The organism is Frankia sp. AgB1.9 (assembly GCF_016786355.1).
Classification (GTDB): Bacteria; Actinomycetota; Actinomycetes; order Frankiales; family Frankiaceae; genus Pseudofrankia.
In genome coordinates, this window is sequence record NZ_JADWYX010000166.1 from 1 (window position 1) to 17371 (window position 17371).

Here is a 17371-nt window from a genome sequence, read left to right on the forward strand (position 1 = left end):
ATACTTCACCAGCCTCGGAACCCGCCTTCCCGACGCCCTGTGGATCGAACTCGCCACACTCGCCGACCGGCTGCGCTAACCGTTGCCCCCGCACCTCGACCCGCGGCCCCCGGGAATCCTCACGTGCTCTCCCGATGACCGCCTGACGGTGACCTACCCGAGACCGCCTTCACCGACGACGAAGAATCCTTTTCGCAGTCGCCCCACCGTGGCACGAAAAGGTCGCCTGCCGGGTCCGCCAGTGCTGTGTCGGGGTGTCCGGAACCTCTCGACGCGAAAGGTCCACGCCTTACTGGGCCGGAACGCCGCCCGTGCGGATTCGCATAACCGTACTGCCCGGCAAGGATGCTTTCGGCACCTTGTTCGCGGCTCCGAAACACCAAACATGTCGGCACACAGATGCGCCCTCGCCCGGTTTGATCGACTGCGGGCGAGTGGTACTTGAGCCTCCGGCCGGCCCTTTCTGCATAACTTTCAGTCGCCGCGCGGACCTCTATATTTTCGCCAGACCATTAGCGAGGTTCACTGTTCCACGTAATCTTGAAGTCGGTGCGAGCGTGACGGGTGGCGCAGCTTCGACAAGGTCCTCGACTCGAGCTGTCGGATCCGCTCGCGGCTCACCCCGAACTCGCGGCCGACCTCGTCCAGCGTCCTGGGAGTGCCGCCAGCCAGACCGAACCTCAGTTCGATGACTTTCTTGTCGCGGTCGGACAAGGTGCACAGAATCGAGTCGATCTGCTCCCGCAGCAGGACAGAACTAGCCGCGTCGAACGGCACCACCGCGTCTGTGTCCTCAATGAAGTCCCCGAGGGGGGCATCGCTGTCCGCACCGACCAGTGTGTCCAGCGAGACTGGCCGCTGGGAGACCTCTAGGCCTCCCGTACCTTTTCCGGCGAGAGGCCCGTGTGTTCGGCGATCTCTTCCGACGACGGCTCCCGACCCAGGTCCTCCATCAGCTGCAGTCGTACCCGCGTCGTCTTGTTCATCATTTCGACCATGTGGACCGGGATGCGGATCGTTCGCGCCTGGTCGGCGAGCGCCCTGCCGACGCCTTGGCGGATCCACCAGATGGCGTAGGTGGAGAACTTGTAGCCTTTGGTGTAGTCGAACTTCTCCACCGCTCGGATCAGGCTCAGGTTGCCTTCCTGGATCAGGTCCAGAAGAAGCAGACCCCGGCCGCGGTAACGTTTCGCGACCGAGACGACAAGCCGCAGGTTCGCCTCCACCAGCGCCCGTTTGGCCACCTGGCCGTCCCGCTCGACGGCCTCGAGGTCACGGCGCTGTTGCGGGGAGATAGTCCGCCCCGACGGGGCGAGCTTCTCCGCGGCGAACAGGCCGGCCTCGATCCGCTTGGCCAGATCGACCTCCTCTTCCGCGCTGAGCAACCGGACCTTGGCGATCGCCTTGAAGTACATCCGCAGGGGATCGGCGCTGACTGCATTCAGCGCCTGCAGGTCCTCGTCGCGTCGGCGGCTGAGCAAATCCGCGTCCTCTTCGTCGGAGTCCTCCCCGCCCGCTTGGTCCACGCCGGCATGGTCGAGACCTTCGTCGTTCTTCTCAGGGCTCGTGGGTAGGACCTGGCGAAGGGGTTCTGGCGCGATCTCACCTGGCAGCCGGCCCGCCGCCGGCGCGCTAGCAGCCGGCGACGAGGACATGGGTCGCAGCCGCTGCGACAGCGGGAGTCAGGCGCGGGTGGTCGAGGGAAGGCAGCAGCGCGCCGGAGGGCGTCGCGGCCACGAGGGCGTGCACGGCGGCGACACGAGCCTCGAGAGTGATCGGCCGGCGGGTGTTGACGGCCGCGCGCAACAGCCCGGGCAAGGCGTGCAGCGGACGGGGCCCTGAGGTGGCGGCGGCCAGCGGAGGCGGAGTCTCCGGGCGGGCACGCAGTACGAAGACGCCGTCGGGCGGCGCCGCCAGTCCGATCAGGTCGACGATCAGATCAAGGCCGGCGGCGATCCGGTGTAGCGGTCGGATGCCGTACTCGATCGGGTCGTAGAGCGTGAGGTCACCGACGCCGGCCGCGATCAGCAGGCCGGCCAGGTCCCCGCCCCGAGCCGGATCCACAACGGCCACCCGGGCCCGTCCCGCGTCGACGCTACGCGCCCGTAGGTAGTTGAGTACCGCGGCGGTGGCGGCCACGGCGAGGCCGTCGTTGACCGCGTCGAGCAGCAGAGGGGAGCCAGGCGCGAGTGCGGCGCGGGCGGCGTCCATGCGGCGAAGGTGCGTGTGGACCAGGACGATCGCGGCGAACCCGGGGGCAAGCATGCCGATCGCGGTCGCCAGGTCGGCCGGGTCATGGGCGGCGACCGGCAGCGGGACGACGTCCAAGCCGGTGGCCAGGTGAAGGTGCAGTGCCTGGGACTCGACCGCCGGCAAGGCGGCCGCGGGGGCGAGTGGCTCGAAGTCCAGCACCGCGCTGGCGTCGGTCAGCAGCGCTACCCGGCGGGAACGGCCGGTGAACCGGTCGACGTGGCGCGGGTGACCTGCCAGGTGGCGGATGACCCGTCGGTCGGCGTCCACGTCGGACAACGCCAGGTCGTGGCTGGTCGTAGCCGCAGCGCAGGCCCGCTGGACGAGCTTGCCGGTGGACGCGGCGGCAAAGGCAAGGTCCTCGGTCCGCAGCAGGTCCGCGCCCAGTCGCTGGCGCAGGGCACCGACGAGCCAGCGCAACGTCGGGCCGCCGTCGGCATCCAACGTGATGTAACGATTGCCCGTTGAATCTGACGTGTTGGCGTGAACCGTGACCGTGCCGGGCGCGTCGGAGACGACCGCCGCGACAGTCGCCGCCGCCGGTCCCCGGACGAGGATCCGGATGCTGTAGGCCGGATTCGCCTTGGGCGGGTGCGGGGTCATCCCGTCGACGCCCTGACGACCGGCTCGAACGGCTCCGGCCGCGGCCGGGACGCCCGGTTCGTTGCCTCGCTCGGCGGCGTCTGGTTGGCTCCGCCGGGCGCGCGATCTGCGGACGCCCTGTGCCTCGCTGACCGGTTCGATCGCGCTGCTGCCACCTTCACCGCGAACTCATCTCGGCCTCGCGCAGCTCCTCGAGCAGCCCTGCCTGCCCGGTGAGCATCTCGGTGAGAATCCGCCGGGCGGCTCGCATCAAGTCGGCTACGTCGACACCAGCCAACGCGTATACGACGGTCGAACCGTCGCGGGTCGCGGTCACGATCCCCGACCGGCGCAACACCGCGAGTTGCTGCGACAGACTCGATGGTTCGACCTCGATCGTCGTCAACAGGTCCCGCACCGGCATCGGCCCGGCCTGCAACAGCTCCAGCACCCGAACCCGCACCGGATGACCCAACATCCGGAACAGCTCCGCCTTCGCCTGGTACAGCGGAACCTGCACCGCCACCCGCCTCCTCCCAGACACATCGCACGCAACAGCCGAGGCTTAGAGGTTCCACCTACGAGAACTACCATGTCAGCAATTGAAGAAATCATCAACTCCCTGAGGCCGACCCACCGATCAGGAACCTGCGCAGCCGAGCCTGCCTGCCGAAACCTCATCCGTCCCGCCCGGGTGGCCCGGGGCCGGGGCCGTCGGCGTAGGCCCCCGTCATGAGTCGCTTGTGAGCTGGCATACACGAAATGAACATGTTCGAATGTCAGGTAGCCCGGCAGGTAGCGTCCGGGGCGGACCGACCCGGGAACGAGACCGGGACAAAGGTGCGGACGCTCGGCCACCGTCGTGATCCGTTCGGGGACTTCGTGCCCTGGCTGCTGCCCAGGTATCAGCGGGCGAAGTCGTCGCAAGAGGACGTCGTGAAGGCGCGGATCTAGGCCCTGGAATGCGGTGTGCACCGAGACTCGGTGGTCAAGGTGCATCGCAGTCATGAGTTCCTGGAGCGACCGGACGTCGAATCCGTACCCGGCGTCGCCATGAGGCGCGAGAAGCACGAGTCGCTTCGTCGCCGCCGCGAAGATGCCCTCGACCAGACTGGCGTCCTTGCCCGACGGCTGGAAGCCGGCGTCGTGCAGAACCTGCCAGGTGATCGTCCTGAGTTCGTCGGCGCCGAGAAGCGCAGTGGACCGGTCGCCAGACTCGCTGCGGACTTGGAGCTTGTCGAGCCGGGGATCGTGCTGGCGCACCGGTGGCGATCCGACATCGATCTCGACCTGTACCCGGGCACTGCCGTCAGCTTCACGCCCTGATCGCCCCAAGCGAAAAGGCAACCCGGTAGCCGCCCCCGGACCGCGCGAGTCAAGGCCGTCACGGCGCGGGCGGCGCAGTAGCGTCCCGGCCGGGGGCAGCGGTTTCGCGACACGTTGGCGCTGGCCCCACCCCGCGCCTCCTGTATCGGCCTCCGAGCGTGAGGACCGCTGGCCGCCTGCGTGGCGCGTCGGCCTAGTCGCCGTCCTCCCAGTCGTTGGCCTCCTTGTCATTGCGGTCGGCCGCGTTCTGCCGTCCGTCGAACCCGCTCTGCGCGGTCGGCGAGTGCGGGTCGTGGTCGGCGGTCTCGTTGATCCGGTCCGCGGCTTCACGATCCATCGGCGTCGGCGCTATCGCCATGCTCCTCGCGCATTCACACCCCGATGACACAGGGCCGGCGCAGCCTGACAGCGAACGACGCGGCCAGGCGATGCCCAGGGACAGCCGGACGCCACGGGCCCGGTCGGCCGGGCCCCGTGCTGGCGCCGTGCACGCGGGACCTCGGTTGGGCCATGCGAATCGTCCGCGCCCGCGCGGGTCGATCGGATACCGGCCGTCGCGACGACGGTGACGCTCGCGGCTCGTCAGCGCCGCCCGACGACCATCTGACGGAGCCGGCCGGCTTTGCCCGCCGGCCGACTGGCCGTCTCCGGTGCGCGGTGTCCTCTGGGGGTGGGAGGATCGGGGGCTGTGTCCGATATGGGGGTTTCGATCGGGGAGCCGGCGTCGCGGTGGGATTTCTTCGTCTCCTACACGGCTGTCGATCGGGGTTGGGCTGAGTGGGTGGCCTGGCAGTTGGAGCACGCCGGTTACCGGGTGTTCGTTCAGGCGTGGGATTTCGTGCCTGGGTCGAACTGGGCTGTTGGTATGCAGCAGGGCGTCGCGGGGGCCCGGCGGACCATCGCCCTGCTGTCGGCCGCCTATCTGCGGTCGGTGTACGGCGAGGCGGAGTGGCTGGCGGCGCAGGCCGCGGACCCGCTGGGCTTCGCCCGTAAGCTGTTGCCGATCCGGCTGGAGGACTGCCCCCGTCCGGGGCTGCTCGGGCAGATCGTCTCGATCGACCTGTTCGGCCGTCCCGCTGAGGTTGCTCGTCAGCACCTGCTTGACACGATCGGTCATGCCGTGGCCGGGCGAGCGAAACCCGCGGCCGAGCCCGTCTTTCCCTTCCGCGACCCGGTGCCGGCCTTCCCCGACCCACCACGGCCCGTTCCGGCTACGCCCACCCGGCCGTCATCATCGATCTCGCCGCCAGCGCGGACACTGCCGGCCCCGAGCGGCAGCCACCGGCCGGCGCCCCGGCCCCGAGCGGTTCCCCTTCCCCGCCTGCTGGAGCCACCGTTGACTGTCGCCGGCGAGGCGTGGTCGGTGGTGTTCTCCCCGGACGGCCGCACCTTGGCTAGCGCCGAGAGCAGCGCCGGCTCGGTGCGGCTGTGGGATGTGACCGATCCGAGCGCCCCCCGTCCCCTGGGCCGGCCGCTGACCGGCCACACCAACTGGGTGCTGTCGATCAGGTTCTCCCCGGACGGCACGATCCTGGCCTGTGGCTGTGGCAGCGGAGGCGGCGGCGGGTCGCTGCAACTGTGGGATATGACCAACCGGACCGCCCACCACCCTCTCGGGCCGCCGTTGACCGGCCAGACCACCGAGGCGTGGTCGGTGGTGTTCTCCCCGGATGGCACGATTCTGGCCAGTGGCAGTGGCCGCATGGACGGTAATGGTGACGATCACAACACGGTGCGGCTGTGGGATCTGACCGACCGGACCGCCCCCCGCCCCCTCGGCCCACCCCTGACCGGCGACGCGGCTTCGGTCGCCTTCTCCCCGGACGGCCACACCGTGGCCATCGGCGACGGTGACAACACGGTCCAGTTGTGGGATGTGACCGACCCGAACGCTCCTTACCCCGTCGGCCCACCGCTGACCGGCCATGCCGACCAGGTGGATGCGTCCGTATCGGTCGCGTCGGTGGTGTTCTCCCCGGACGGCCGCACCCTGGCCAGCGCCGGCACCGACGGGCTAGTGCGGTTGTGGGAGGTAGCTGACCGGACCTCCTCCCACCGGGCCGGCCGGCCGCTGACCGGCCACACCGGCCCGGTGCTAGAGGTGGTGTTCTCCCCGGACGGCCGCACCCTGGCCAGCGCCGGCAACACCGACGGGACGGTACGGCTGTGGGATGTGACTGACCCGAGCACCCCCCGCCCCCTCGGCCGGCCACTGACCGGCCACACCAGCGGGGTGGCATCTGTAGCGTTCTCCCCGGATGGCCGCACCCTGGCCAGCGGCGGCAGCTACGACGGCACAGTGCGGCTGTGGGCCCTGGGCTGACCGGGCCCACAGCCGGCCCCGGCGCCCCCGAGACGGCCCGGTCACCTGGCCCGACGCCGGAAGGGGGCGGTGTTCTGGTGGTCAGGGTTTGCCGAGGCCGGCGCGGCGGGCTCGCAGGATCGCGGCGGCGCGGTCGGGCGCGTTGAGTTTGGTGAGGATGTTCGAGACGTGGTTGGCGACGGTCTTGGGGGTGAGGCCGAGGTTGCGCCCGATGCGGTTGTTGGGCCAGCCGTTCGCTACAAGGCCGAGGACGTCGCGTTCGCGTTCGGTGAGTCCGGGAACGGTGCGGCGGTCGGTGTGGGGTTGGTGAACGCGCGCAGGCACCGTCTTTGCTGCGGGTAGCCGTGCCGGGCCTACCCGCGCCGTCCGGGACGCGCACGACGGGAGGAGCGCTACAGCCTCATCGACAACGCCACCGCCGGCTAACCGGCTGGCAGTCTGCGCTGCCTATGCAAACGGCCACCGAACCGCGGGGTCGGCGGGCAGTAGGAGGCCCGTAGGAACGCAACATCGTCACCTCGCGGCGGCCGGCGTCGGACGCGATACGCGCCCGACAGGTCGCCGATCATCGTCAGGCGCTGTCGCCGCAGCTGGGCACGACGGCTACGCGAACCCGTCAGGCCGGCGCCTGGTGAATCATCACGACAATTTCTCGCAGGGTAAACGCCGATGGGCCCGATCGCAGCAACATTTTCGGCGAAGATCGCGTGGTTGGCTCAACGCAACAGCGCCCTTCCGCTGGCACTTGGTGCCGGTGGTCACCGCGCCGACGACCAAGCGTGCGGTGAGCGCGTCGGCCGACCTGTTGAGAGGGCCAAGATACTTTCGGCGGCAAGATACCCGACGGTACCGCGACGATCAGGACGGTCGTGGCCGACCAGCACCACCTTGCCGTCTTCTCGGAGCCAGTAAACAAATACTCCTCTATCCTGATCATGCACTTCCGAAAATGGCCCCCATCCATCGTCGTTCGTGCCGGTAATCAGCCTCGAGGGCCGACCGGCTGTCCTCAAAGCTTTTGCTGCGTCGCGCGAGGAAACTCTTCCGAGTCGCTGGCCTTTGAAATGGGGCGCTTTTGACCTGGCTTGGAAATACTCAACAAGCGTCTGAAATGACATTTCCGGGAGCCCAGAGACTCGCTCAAATTCGGCGCGAGCAGTCTCGAATGCCCGTCGTCGATCGCTTTCCGACAACTCCGCTTCTTTCCGCGCCTCCTCCAATGTTATCGAATGGCATTTAGAACATTGACTTGACAGCACAATTCCGTAGCCGAAGCCCCTATCTTCGTGGTGCGCATGCGACTGACACATAGCGCTACCGCATGTCGAACACATGCCGATCGCGATGACGCCAATGCAGCCAGAAACCGTACAGATCGCAGCCATCAGCTCCCCTTCGTGTGGCCCGCGCACCGGTGCTCCAGCACGGAGGCCGCCGACGTCGCCCCTGTCTGATCCGCCCCTGTATAAGAGACGAAAAATTGACCGACCCACGCCGCCCCCGTGCCCATAGCGGACAGCCTGCCACCCGGCCACCAACCGTCACAGGCCCGACGCGGATCCGACCGGCGAGGCGTCGGGCTGCGAGTCGAGATCACCGCGCGGATCGCGTCGGCTCCGGAAGCCCAGCCGATCTCACGTCCACTGGCGCTGACCTCCGCGACGTCCACCTCGGCGCCGCGGACCTGACCCGCGCCAGCCTGGACGAGGCGAAATCTGGCCAACATATGGCTGGGCCGAGCTGGGCGAACCTGACCGGCGCGCGTGGTCGAGTACACGACTGGTCCAGCCAGGGACAGGTGGACGTAACGGCCCGCCACCAACTGCTCCACCCCGAAAGGCACGGGAGGCCTGTGGGGACTGTTCCAAGATCACGACACAGTCCCCCGCGCCGGCTAGACGCGGGACCAGTGGCGCTGCACTTGCCAGGTTTTCGTTACAGTGACCGTACAGTGGCCGCTTCGGGGGGAGTGCACGCATGGTGATCCCTCCGCGGGCGGGCAGCGGACGAGCCACGGCCGTGCCGGCGGCGTTGCCTCAAGCATGCCCGCTTCCCTTCGTGTGCTTGATCGGGACCGGTCAGGTTGTCCGCGCGGATGGTCTGACGGGGGGCTGAGCGGCGTGGATATCTCCGCCGTGGACTTGGCACAAGTGGCGGCCCTTGACGGGACGGGCCGTAAAGCCTTGAAGGAGGCATTGCGCTCCGCCTTTCCTACACGGGGCCGACTTGAGATGCTCCTCGACGAGCTAGACAGACGCCTCGTTGATTATGCGGCTGAAGGTCTTCCGATGGCTCAGGTCGCTTTTAAAGTCGTTCGGGGCGCATGTGATGAGCAGTGGCTTCCGGCTCTCGTGGTCGCGGCGATACAGGCCACTCCCCGAAACCCGGAACTCATTGCGTTCGCCGAGAGGTTCTGCGCCGGCCGGGCTCGAACTCTCACAGGCGGCGAGGGTTTGACATCGAGTCCGGAGGCGGAGTTACACAGTGTCCGGAGTGGATCTACGCACGCACGTCAGCGTCGAGCCTCCGCTTCTAGTCCACAGAGCGTCGTTCGTGCGAAACGTTTCCTGGAATCGGAGCCGCCGCCGTTGGCACCGAGCGTGCCACGCCGGGTTCAGCGGGCAAGCACGGTCTATTTTGACCTCGCCGACGTCGAACGGGAGTTGACGCAGGCCTGGGACTCCGGTCGGTCGCCAATTGGGTTCGCCACCAGGTACGCGGACCCATCCTATCTAAATGTCCTCCGGGAACGCATCCGGTATGTCTATCCGAATACCGAGATCAAGCTTGAGCTGTCACTCAGCGAGCACCTGACCACTCCAGAGCACGGGGCGTCGGAGATCGCCGCCTACCACGGAGAACTGGACGCGGTAAACGTGCTGTGCCTCGTTCAAGTCGACCGACCGCCCCGGCAGGGCGACGTTCCTGCTGCGCTACAACGATTCTGGCAGCTGGTATGTGATGGCCTCGGCGGAATCTCGGCTCTCCAGATTCGGCCTCGGCGGCGACTCATACTGCTGTTCGCTGTGCATCCCGAGGTCGGCCTGCCGGACGGAATCCAGCACCTGCCCGACCCGATATTCACCCGCTATGACGTGTGGAAGTGGGCCGCAGCCGTGATGGACGAGCTAGGCGATCACCATGAATGGCCGCGCGAATTCCGAGACTCCTGGCGCGACCATCTGTGCGCTAAAGCGGCTCACACTCCTGGCTCGGATCGCCTCGACCCTCGCCGGCTTTACCTCGCTATGAAAGACTCGATCCGTCTGCTGGGCGCCGACCCGGACGCGTTCAGACGCACACTGGAAGGAATCGTCCATGGCGAGCCGCCACACCATTGACGCCTCATTGCGGTTCGACGGACAGGCGGACCTTCCCGACACCCGCCGCGTCGAGAAGGTCGACGTCGAGCCAGTCCCAGCCAAGGTCACCGAGTGGATGACCATCGCCCGTGAGCCGTACATCGTCTCGCCGGAACTCGAGGACGCCGTCAACGTGGCGATCGCTCTCGGCCGACCGTTGCTGCTCCAAGGTGACCCGGGGTCCGGCAAGACCAGGCTGGCCTACGCAGTCGCCTACGCTCTCGGTCTGCCGCTGGAAGAGGCGTACATCAAGTCTACGACCCACGCTCAGGACCTCCTGTACACATACGATGCCGTCCGTCGCCTCTACGACGCGCAGCTACCAGCGGAAGCCGGATCGCACGGTGGTCTAGACATCTCCCGCTACCTGCGCCTCGGGCCGCTCGGCCGCGCGATTGCCCGCGCCGGGCTACCCGGTGGCGCCGGACGACGTTCCGTGGTTCTCATAGACGAGATCGACAAAGCGGACATCGACTTCCCCAACGACCTCCTGCGCGAACTTGAATCGCTTGAGTTCGAGATCCAGGAAGGCACCGGGCACCGCTACTCAGTCCCAGCCGACCGGCCTGACCTTCGCCCGATCATCATCGTCACGAACAACGAGGAGAAGGTGCTACCGAGCGCATTTCTGCGCCGCTGCGTTTTCCAGCATATCGAGTTCCCGACCGACCAGGCACACTTCGGTCGGCTTCTCTCCGTACACGACGTCGAGGACCCACTGCTTGCGATCGGCGCCATCGATGTGTTGCTTCGGTTGCGTTCCCTCGATCTGGTCAAGAAACCCGGCGTCTCCGAACTGCTCGATTGGGTCGGCTACCTGGAAGCCGTCGGGGCCACTCCCGACGAACTGGACGACCTCCCCTACATCGGCACTCTGCTTAAGACGCGCACCGATATCGCACTCGTCCAGGACCTTCCACCGCGCGAGGCGAGCGCACCTGCAGTGGTTGCGCCCACCACGGTCGAGCGCCAACCGTGACCGCAGCCAGACCTGTGACACCGAGAATCAACGCTCGTGGCTTGCCGGCTTTCGTCCTCGATCTCGCGACGCAGTTGCGGCAACGGGACATACCAGTCACGTCTGACGACCTCGCGGCCCTCCGAGATTCCCTACGTGCCGGGTTCGGCTGGTCGTCGCTGGCAGAATTCGAGCGCCTCTGTATCTGCCTGTGGGCGAAATCCGGCGGCGAGGCCGAGGTGATCCGAGGCGCCTTCAAAAGGTTCGAGGCCAACGGCCTGCCGAGCCTTGACTCAGCCACCGACGACGATCCGGATCTTCCCGAAAATCATCAGCACAGCATGCAGCCCGACGCGGAACACGCAGCAGATGCAGTTCCACGGATCAGCCAGGTCTCGGATCTTCCGCCCATTCCGCCCTCACCGCCAGACGAGCGCGATTATGCACTGGTGCTCATCCCGCAATACCCCCTCGGCGAGCGAACCATCGCGCAGACGTGGCGCCGTCTGCGCAGACCAGTACGGATCGGCCCCGCAACCGAACTCGACGTCGCAGAGACTTTACGACAACGGGTCCACACGGGCGTCGTATGCCCACCAGCGCTGGTCCCTCCGAGACGCAACGCCGCGCGACTGCTCCTCCTCGTGGATGTCGGCGGATCGATGCGTCCCTACGAGGGCTATGTAGAGCATGTCTGCGCCGCGATCCGCAGCGCAGGCAGGCTCGATCGGCTCGACGTGAGCTACTTCCACAACACCCCAGGCCCAAGTGAGGACCGAGCACTTGTCGACGAACTTCCCGAGCCGTTTGGCACCCGGGTCGATCCAGTTCTCCGCCGCATCCGACCGCTGACCGAGGGCCGCCTGTTCACCGATCCCCGGCTGATCGCCGCCGAGCCATTGGGAGACCTCCTGAACAGCCTCGCGCCGCACACCGCCACAGCAGTAATCAGCGATGCTGGCGCCGCGCGCGGCCACTATGATCCCCTTCGGCTCATCGACTCCCTCGCGCTCGCGAAAGCGTTGAAAGAGCGCGGCCGCACGCTTGTCTGGCTCAACCCGGCTCCCCGCGACCGCTGGCCATCCAGCACCGCTGGGCAGCTACAGCGCCACCTCCCGATGTTCACTCTCACCGAGAAAGGCGACCTGGACCGCGCCGTCGCCGTGCTTCACGGCCGGCCCGCGCCAGTCGAGCGCCCACTGTGACTCGCCCACCACCGTCGGCACCAGCCAGTCGGCCCGTGGTCCCCGAAATGCCTCGCGGCATGCGAGCGCTTGCATGCCACGCGGCGCTTCCCGTAGCGGTCGACGCGATGCTCATACACCTACTGCGCATCAACTTCCTGGCCAGTGATGAAAAAGTCCCCTACCGGACAGAAGCCGACCTACTACTGTCCCCCATATTCCGAGAAATTGGCCGCAACCTCTTCGAGATGGAGCCAACCGTCCGCAATGATCTTCTCGTCCTACTCTACGCACGATACGACTCGACACAGATCGAACAGATAGCCCGTCTCGTCCGACGCTATGCAGAAACTAACCGCTCATGGCGCGACCAACCTGAACTAGTGAGGGCCCAACAACTCACTGCACTGAACATCGTCGCGCCCGAAAGCGCCGCCGATTGGCTAGCGACCGCCCGGTCCACCCGGGCCATGCACGGCGATGACTCACCACCACGAGCCTGGTTCGTTGCAATGCACGCCCAGCTTGACGCTCTCGCGGCCGCGAAACGCTCCAACCAGACGCCGGAGACCGCCGGCGGCCCACCCGCAGCGCACGAAGAGTCTGGCCGAGCAGCCACTACTCCAGGGCAGCCAGCTGCCACGGGAAGCACCCAGCTACCCGAAAGCCCAATCGACGTCTCTGCCCTGCTTAGCGAGCTGAGGGCACTAGCTCGAGGGCAAGGGCTCCGAGCGTCGAACTTCGACGCGAGGGTCGGACCGGCGCTACGTCACCTGGCCGGACTCCGGGGAGCGATCGGAATACCAATGAAGGCCATCTTCGCCGCATGGTTGCAGGCGCAATCCGACTCACTACCCGAGGACCTCCGACTGGTCGCCAGCGTGGCGTTTGGTCTCGATCCACGTGCGGACCAACGACTACTAACCGACCGCCTGGGATGGCTAGCAGTCGAGTCGGCCCGAGACCCGCGAACCATCCGACGCCAGACCGAGCAGGCATTCCTCATGCTCGCCGAGACCATGGCTATGACCGAGCAAGAAGGGTCCCCTGGTCAGACCTCCCGTAGCGATGAAAGTCCAACTCCCTCGGCAAACTCAGACTTGACTGCAGCCGACGAACGAGACGACTCGTCGGCCAGAGGCTGGTACGTCGAACGCATTTGGGCGGTGCTTCGACTCGACGGGCAATCGCCCGAACTGCTCGAAACCCGACGCATCGTCGCCCTCGAGGACGGCCTCAGCGAACTCATCCTCGAGATGACCCTCCCGCAGCCACCCAACGCCCCGGATAGACCGCGCAGCCTCGAGGCAGAGATTCTCTTTGGCGGCCGCCTGACCCACGTTAGACGCAAAGGCCAAGCCAGCTTCTCCCGAGTACTTCACTTGCCACGCGCGCTGCGCGCCGGCGAGCAACACGATTTCGGCTTGGCATGGCTCATTCCACCAGACCAACCACTGGTCCCACGATATGTTCTTAGCCCAACGATACGTTGCGACTCTCTCGATATTCGCGTGCGATTCCCCGGCGGCGTCGACCCGCAAATCGAGCTGGTCGATGGCCTACCGCTCCGAGCTGTCGGAGACCTCTCCGTAGAACTACCATCGGTCGCTGTGGACGGCACCGGTGAAGCGTTTGCGCGTTTCGACCGACTCGCCCTCGGCCTATCCTACGGCTTACGGTGGAGAAACGGCGACACCGAGTGAGAACGAGCCGTTCATCGCGGTGTGTTTTTGCCAGGCGTGGCCCCCACGGTCATCCGCGGCCACGACCGCGACCCCACGAGGCCGCAGGAGCCCAGCGGCACGCTCGAGATTCGGCGGCCACGACTCGGTCGCCACCGTCCGGGCCGCCAACCGGGGCACACCCGCGAGGACCTCCCCGCCACCGGTCTGGATATCCAACCCGGCCGCCGCTTGGGCCATCCGCTCGCCCATCGCGCGGGCGTACCACCAGGAGGGGCGTTCCTCACTGGCCCGACCGGCCAGCCAGGAGAAGTCCCAACCATCCACCGACGCCGCCTCAGCCTCCGCGACCAGCTCATCGAAGCGATCCACCACAGCGACCCCCCACTCCACCCCGCCAGCGCCCATCAGTTCACGGTACGGCCGTTCGCTTCGCTGCCGGGATATCCGCTTTTACCCACCGCCGCGTTGACCACAACGGAAAGGCGTCATGGCCCGGCTGAAACGATAGAAGGCATTCTCTCAGTTCCGCCGCCTCGACTCCGGGTGCCTTGATCCCTTCCGCGATCCGCCTGTACGTGAGGAAGTCAATTCCTCGCTGTCCAGCGTCAGCGACGTACGCGACTGCTCTCGCCGCAAGCTCGGCCTGGCCCGGTCGTCCCGCTCCCAGAGACAGGCTTTCGAGCCTTCGCCGTTCGTAGTCGATCTCCGACGTGCCCCGAGCGGCGCGAATCACATCCTCGACCTCCGCCAAAGACCGGGTCTCGGTCAGGAGCGGCGCCAGAAGGCTGCACTCGTAAACATGACGGAGATCGGCGACGTAGACATCCGCGCTCTCATCCGTCAGTTCGACGGTCGCACCTTCACCGCGCAACTCGACGGTTCCGCGGTGGCCTTGCGCGGCAGCAGCCAAGAGGGCAGTGGCCTCCGTTGGGTGCCATTCGAGGATCATGCGCACGGACTGCGCGTCCCGGGAGTCCAGAGATGCCGACCGGCGTCCACCGAGACCGCGAAGCCGATCCAGGACGTCGGAGGCGGCGAGTTCGCCGTCCAGGCCCGGCCCGGCGACGACCAGTTCCGTCGGGACGCCGAGCTCGGAACAGGCGGCGATGACGAGGATGTCGGCGAGGGGGCTCATGAGCTCGGGCTCGTCCCCTCGTGCGACCGCGTCTCCGCCGACGTCGACGAGTGACACCTTCTCGACGCCGGCGAGTTTGATGATCTCCCGGACCTGTGCGCGGATCCCGACTGCTCCCCGGGCCGGGTCAAGAAGCAGGAGCGGCGTCTCGATGGATCCCGCGAGCCGTGGGAGCGTCGAACCACTAGGCGGGTTCACAACCGTAGACGAGAGGATGCGGGCGTTCAGGTCGCCGAACGGCTGGAGGCCGCTGAAGTCCGCGGCACTGCGCGGTCCGGGCAGCGGGTCGACACGTAGACGCTCCCAGGCGTAGGTGAGGATCGCGACGTCAACATCGGCGTGACGCGCCCGGCCGATCATCACGGCGCCCAGGGCGTCGCCGCCGCCGCCGGTGGCCACGACCAGACGTCTCATAGGCCAACCCTAGATTCCGAGCAACCGCCCGTGGCGTACGCTCGCGGCCAGTGGCATTAGCCACTGGCCGAAGGGATGTCTCATGCCCGATCTCCAGCGGGTACTGCCTAAGTATCTGCAGATCGCCAACCACATCCGGGATCAGATCCTGCGAGGCGATCTACGCCCCGGCACGGAGGTCCCGTCCGAGCGAGCCCTGGCCACCGACTGGAAGGTCAGCCGGCCCACGGCGACCAAGGCCCTGGAGGCACTACGCGTGCAGGGTCTGATCGAGTCACGGCAGGGCTCCGGCTCCTACGTCGTCGACACGACCGGCATCCACCGGCGAGCCCGCGAACGGTACGGCCGGGAGCGCGAGACAGGCACGATCTACCCCGCGAACGAGTGGGCCGACATCGTCGCAGCCGAGATCGTGCCGGCTCCAGAACATGTGGAAGCAGCTCTCGGCGGCAACGCTCCGCAGGTGGTCCGACGCCACCGGATCACGCACGGCGACAGCGGGCCCGTCGAGGTCTCGACGTCCTGGATCTCCGCCGAGATAGCCGCCGCTGCCCCACGCCTGCTGCAAACCGAGCGCATTCGCGAAGGCACCCTGGCCTACATCGCGAGCACCACCGGCGTGCGAGCCCGGCTTGCCCGGGATCGGGTCACCGCGCGGCTGGCCACCGACACCGAGGCCGCCGAGCTGGCGTTGGGCGACGGGCCACACGCCGTCTTGGTCGTGCGGCACGTCGTGTACGGCGACGCGAACCAGCCCCTTGAGTTCGTCGAGGCTGTCTACCCGCCGCAGAGCTGGACGTTCGAGCAGGAGTACCCCGTGACGAGCTAGGGATCCCGTCGGTAGCTCCCCGGCTCTTGTCAGATCAAGTGGCATATTCCACTCTCTTATTAGTGGCATATGCCATTGCTATCGCCATCGCCGCCTGAGAGGACACCATGAGCGTCAGCACCATCGACAGCGAGAGTCTGCGTCACGCGATGGTCGATCAGCTGGCTGCTGATCATGCAGGGAAGGGTCTGGTGCTGCATCCCGAGGTGGAGGCGGCGCTGCGGACGGTTCCTCGTGAGTTGTTCGCGCCGGGCCTGCCACTGGAGGAGGCGTACGACGCGAACGCAGCGGTCCTGAAGAAGATGCGGGGCGTGGAAGCGATCAGCTCGGTGTCCGCGCCGTATCTGATCACAGAGGGGAACATCAGCCAAGCCGCCGACGAACGCGGCCAAGCCCCAGCCCGACCTGCCCGGACCCCGTCTGGGTTGCGAGCCAGAAATCTGACTCACGCTGGCTCACGTGATTCAAAGCGAATCTGACGCCGACACCCGTCAGCCACACTCTGGCAAGTCCGGATACCGCCACGATGTGGGTCCACCGGCTGCTGGAAGTCTGCAGGCTTGGGGACGGGCCGACGAAGCATTGTCGCACGGCCCCGGGCCTTGGCAATCACTGGGGCCGCACACGATCCGGACGACCCCGTCGTCGCCAACCGACTCACCATGCTGGCGTTGGTGGTTGAGCCCTACATTTGTGAAGATCGCATAGACGCGAAACTAAGCCGAACGTCAGTATCTTCCTCCCCACGCAGGACCCAAGCGAACGCCAAGCGTGGATCTTCTGTATATGGATGTGCTCTTCCAAGATGCTTTCGACAGATCTCGACGACCTGTGCCTCAAGCATCTGCGCCCCAGTGCCGTCGCCCGACGCGCGCAGCGTCAGCGCAAGGCTAGCGATCGCCCGCCAGATAGCCGGATGATCGCTAATGAAATAGGACATCGCTCTGTCCAACGCTCGTTGTCCAACGATAGTGGCCGTCCCGTATTCGCCCGCAGAACGAAGGGCCGCACCGAGACTTCTCATAGACCTCAACGAATCTAGGTTCCTCTCGCCTAGTAGCGAAATCCGCCGGTCGAGGACGCGCTGCTCCAACTTGCGGGCACTCGTGTAGTCGCCAGCGTTCCGCAGCGTCACGGCCAGGTTGGCCATCGCGGTCAGGGTCCGGAGATCGTCGGAGCCCAGGAGCTCTCGCCGCCGGTCGAGGACGTGCTGCTGCAACTCGCGGGCAGCGGAGTAGTCCGCAGCGCAATACCGCTAATTTAAGCGGCTCGGATGATGTTGATAACTGGCGGGTTCGGGTATGTTGTGCAGGTGTCCGTCCG

At 66.7% G+C, this 17371-nt stretch carries 13 protein-coding genes and 5 pseudogenes; 9 read left to right on the forward strand and 9 right to left on the reverse strand.

What is annotated here, in order from left to right; all coding sequences use genetic code 11:
* Positions 1 to 522: 522 nt before the first annotated feature.
* The 3 genes and pseudogenes from I6A60_RS37565 to I6A60_RS37575 all read right to left on the reverse strand — a co-directional run bounded on the left by I6A60_RS37565 (position 523) and on the right by I6A60_RS37575 (position 3352).
* Positions 523 to 1655, reverse strand: a pseudogene (locus I6A60_RS37565) (RNA polymerase sigma factor).
* Positions 1633 to 2853, reverse strand: coding sequence for a malic enzyme-like protein (locus I6A60_RS37570; RefSeq protein WP_203024392.1), 1221 nt, complete (start codon positions 2851 to 2853; stop codon positions 1633 to 1635). The pseudogene I6A60_RS37565 and the gene I6A60_RS37570 overlap by 23 nt, the downstream one beginning before the upstream one ends.
* Positions 2854 to 3010: 157 nt before the next feature.
* The gene (locus tag I6A60_RS37575; RefSeq protein WP_203024395.1) at positions 3011 to 3352 is read right to left on the reverse strand and encodes a metalloregulator ArsR/SmtB family transcription factor; all 342 of its coding nucleotides are present in this window, start codon (positions 3350 to 3352) and stop codon (positions 3011 to 3013) included.
* 449 nt (positions 3353 to 3801) lie between these two features.
* Here I6A60_RS37575 and I6A60_RS37580 point away from each other — a divergent pair, with 449 nt between their 5' ends.
* Complete coding sequence (locus I6A60_RS37580) at positions 3802 to 4158, forward strand: hypothetical protein (protein ID WP_203024391.1); 357 nt, start codon at positions 3802 to 3804, stop codon at positions 4156 to 4158.
* A gap of 193 nt (positions 4159 to 4351) precedes the next feature.
* Here the strand turns inward: I6A60_RS37580 and I6A60_RS37585 are convergent, their stop codons facing one another.
* On the reverse strand, positions 4352 to 4495 hold the full coding sequence (locus I6A60_RS37585; RefSeq protein WP_203024390.1) for a hypothetical protein: 144 nt from the start codon (positions 4493 to 4495) through the stop codon (positions 4352 to 4354).
* Positions 4496 to 4855: 360 nt separating this feature from the next.
* On the opposite strand from I6A60_RS37585, the gene I6A60_RS37590 reads away from it, so the two are divergent.
* Positions 4856 to 6481 (forward strand): TIR domain-containing protein, encoded by a 1626-nt coding sequence (locus I6A60_RS37590; RefSeq protein WP_203024394.1) that lies wholly within the window; start codon positions 4856 to 4858, stop codon positions 6479 to 6481.
* Between the two features lie 81 nt (positions 6482 to 6562).
* On the opposite strand, the gene I6A60_RS43825 is transcribed toward I6A60_RS37590, so the two are convergent.
* Positions 6563 to 6805: a LuxR C-terminal-related transcriptional regulator gene (locus tag I6A60_RS43825; protein WP_307874071.1), complete on the reverse strand. Its 243-nt coding sequence runs from the start codon at positions 6803 to 6805 to the stop codon at positions 6563 to 6565.
* 1718 nt (positions 6806 to 8523) lie between these two features.
* Here I6A60_RS43825 and I6A60_RS44325 point away from each other — a divergent pair.
* From I6A60_RS44325 to I6A60_RS42410, 5 genes and pseudogenes are all read left to right on the forward strand, one after another.
* Positions 8524 to 8883, forward strand: a pseudogene (locus I6A60_RS44325) (effector-associated domain EAD1-containing protein); the annotation flags it as partial.
* Between the two features lie 186 nt (positions 8884 to 9069).
* A complete protein-coding gene (locus tag I6A60_RS37600; RefSeq protein WP_203024389.1) occupies positions 9070 to 9822 on the forward strand; it encodes a hypothetical protein in 753 nt (250 codons plus the stop codon).
* Positions 9800 to 10822 carry a MoxR family ATPase gene (locus tag I6A60_RS37605; protein WP_203024388.1) on the forward strand — a complete coding sequence of 341 codons (1023 nt, stop codon included), beginning with the start codon at positions 9800 to 9802 and terminating at the stop codon, positions 10820 to 10822. The genes I6A60_RS37600 and I6A60_RS37605 overlap by 23 nt, the downstream gene beginning before the upstream one ends.
* A gap of 41 nt (positions 10823 to 10863) precedes the next feature.
* Entirely contained in the window at positions 10864 to 12006 is a 1143-nt protein-coding gene (locus I6A60_RS37610) for a VWA domain-containing protein (protein ID WP_203024387.1), read from the forward strand.
* 59 nt (positions 12007 to 12065) lie between these two features.
* Complete coding sequence (locus tag I6A60_RS42410) at positions 12066 to 13688, forward strand: hypothetical protein (RefSeq protein WP_238437062.1); 1623 nt, start codon at positions 12066 to 12068, stop codon at positions 13686 to 13688.
* 48 nt (positions 13689 to 13736) lie between these two features.
* Here the strand turns inward: I6A60_RS42410 and I6A60_RS37620 are convergent.
* Positions 13737 to 14075 (reverse strand): annotated as a pseudogene (locus I6A60_RS37620) (SAM-dependent methyltransferase); the annotation flags it as partial.
* Positions 14076 to 14079: 4 nt separating this feature from the next.
* Positions 14080 to 15219 (reverse strand): DUF1152 domain-containing protein, encoded by a 1140-nt coding sequence (locus I6A60_RS37625; RefSeq protein WP_203024386.1) that lies wholly within the window; start codon positions 15217 to 15219, stop codon positions 14080 to 14082.
* Positions 15220 to 15301: 82 nt separating this feature from the next.
* Between I6A60_RS37625 and I6A60_RS37630 the strand changes: the two genes are divergently transcribed.
* Both I6A60_RS37630 and I6A60_RS37635 read left to right on the forward strand, forming a co-directional pair.
* Positions 15302 to 16048 carry a GntR family transcriptional regulator gene (locus I6A60_RS37630; RefSeq protein WP_203024385.1) on the forward strand — a complete coding sequence of 249 codons (747 nt, stop codon included), beginning with the start codon at positions 15302 to 15304 and terminating at the stop codon, positions 16046 to 16048.
* A gap of 107 nt (positions 16049 to 16155) precedes the next feature.
* Positions 16156 to 16428 (forward strand): annotated as a pseudogene (locus I6A60_RS37635) (methyltransferase, FxLD system); the annotation flags it as partial.
* A 305-nt stretch (positions 16429 to 16733) separates the two neighbouring features.
* Here the strand turns inward: I6A60_RS37635 and I6A60_RS44330 are convergent.
* Positions 16734 to 16988 (reverse strand): tetratricopeptide repeat protein, encoded by a 255-nt coding sequence (locus tag I6A60_RS44330; protein WP_374487610.1) that lies wholly within the window; start codon positions 16986 to 16988, stop codon positions 16734 to 16736.
* Positions 16989 to 17000: 12 nt separating this feature from the next.
* A pseudogene (locus I6A60_RS44335) lies at positions 17001 to 17282 on the reverse strand (tetratricopeptide repeat protein); the annotation flags it as partial.
* Between the last annotated feature and the right edge of the window lie 89 nt (positions 17283 to 17371).

What these genes read in the sequence shown, in the direction of transcription:
- I6A60_RS37570 (WP_203024392.1), bottom strand. Translation starts at nt 2,853, where the DNA reads ATGACCCCGCACCCGCCCAAGGCGAATCCGGCCTACAGCATCCGGATC.
- I6A60_RS37590 (WP_203024394.1), top strand. Translation starts at nt 4,856, where the DNA reads ATGGGGGTTTCGATCGGGGAGCCGGCGTCGCGGTGGGATTTCTTCGTC.
- I6A60_RS42410 (WP_238437062.1), top strand. Translation starts at nt 12,066, where the DNA reads ATGCGAGCGCTTGCATGCCACGCGGCGCTTCCCGTAGCGGTCGACGCG.
- I6A60_RS37605 (WP_203024388.1), top strand. Translation starts at nt 9,800, where the DNA reads ATGGCGAGCCGCCACACCATTGACGCCTCATTGCGGTTCGACGGACAG.
- I6A60_RS37630 (WP_203024385.1), top strand. Translation starts at nt 15,302, where the DNA reads ATGCCCGATCTCCAGCGGGTACTGCCTAAGTATCTGCAGATCGCCAAC.
- I6A60_RS37625 (WP_203024386.1), bottom strand. Translation starts at nt 15,219, where the DNA reads ATGAGACGTCTGGTCGTGGCCACCGGCGGCGGCGGCGACGCCCTGGGC.
- I6A60_RS44330 (WP_374487610.1), bottom strand. Translation starts at nt 16,988, where the DNA reads ATGTCCTATTTCATTAGCGATCATCCGGCTATCTGGCGGGCGATCGCT.
- I6A60_RS37585 (WP_203024390.1), bottom strand. Translation starts at nt 4,495, where the DNA reads ATGGATCGTGAAGCCGCGGACCGGATCAACGAGACCGCCGACCACGAC.